We start from the raw sequence: 723 nt of genomic DNA, 5'->3' as shown, positions 1-723 counted from the left end.
GGTTTGCACCGGTGTGGCTCCGGAAGTTAACGCTAAAGCACTGGCCTGGGGAAAACAGTACGAGAACGACGCCAGAACCCTGTTTGAATTCACTTCCGGCGTGAATGTTACTGAATCCCCGATCATCTATCGCGACGAAAGTATGCGTACCGCCTGCTCTCCCGATGGTTTATGCAGTGACGGCAACGGCCTTGAACTGAAATGCCCGTTTACCTCCCGGGATTTCATGAAGTTCCGGCTCGGTGGTTTCGAGGCCATAAAGTCAGCTTACATGGCCCAGGTGCAGTACAGCATGTGGGTGACGCGAAAAAATGCCTGGTACTTTGCCAACTATGACCCGCGTATGAAGCGTGAAGGCCTGCATTATGTCGTGATTGAGCGGGATGAAAAGTACATGGCGAGTTTTGACGAGATCGTGCCGGAGTTCATCGAAAAAATGGACGAGGCACTGGCTGAAATTGGTTTTGTATTTGGGGAGCAATGGCGATGACGCATCCTCACGATAATATCCGGGTAGGCGCAATCACTTTCGTCTACTCCGTTACAAAGCGAGGCTGGGTATTTCCCGGCCTTTCTGTTATCCGAAATCCACTGAAAGCACAGCGGCTGGCTGAGGAGATAAATAATAAACGAGGGGCTGTATGCACAAAGCATCTTCTGTTGAGTTAAGAACGAGTATCGAGATGGCACATAGCCTTGCTCAAATTGGAATCAGGTTTGTGC

The 723-nt window shown here is 50.3% G+C and carries 3 protein-coding genes; all 3 read left to right on the top strand.

Going from position 1 to position 723, the window contains the following annotated elements; translation table 11 throughout:
- A partial coding sequence (locus tag HP556_RS06720; RefSeq protein ID WP_175366379.1) for a lambda exonuclease family protein occupies positions 1–490 on the top strand: 490 nt, incomplete at its 5' end.
- Complete coding sequence (locus HP556_RS06715; RefSeq protein ID WP_001251812.1) at positions 481–669, top strand: DUF1317 domain-containing protein; 189 nt, start codon at positions 481–483, stop codon at positions 667–669. The genes HP556_RS06720 and HP556_RS06715, both read left to right, overlap by 10 nt.
- The coding region (locus HP556_RS30565) for a DUF1382 family protein (RefSeq protein WP_175366380.1) at positions 642–723 on the top strand (82 nt) is incomplete at its 3' end. The genes HP556_RS06715 and HP556_RS30565, both read left to right, overlap by 28 nt.

The sequence above is a fragment of the Tardiphaga robiniae genome (assembly GCF_013359755.1).
Classification (GTDB): Bacteria; Pseudomonadota; Alphaproteobacteria; order Rhizobiales; family Xanthobacteraceae; genus Tardiphaga; species Tardiphaga robiniae.
This window is presented reverse-complemented; position numbering and strand designations above follow the sequence as displayed.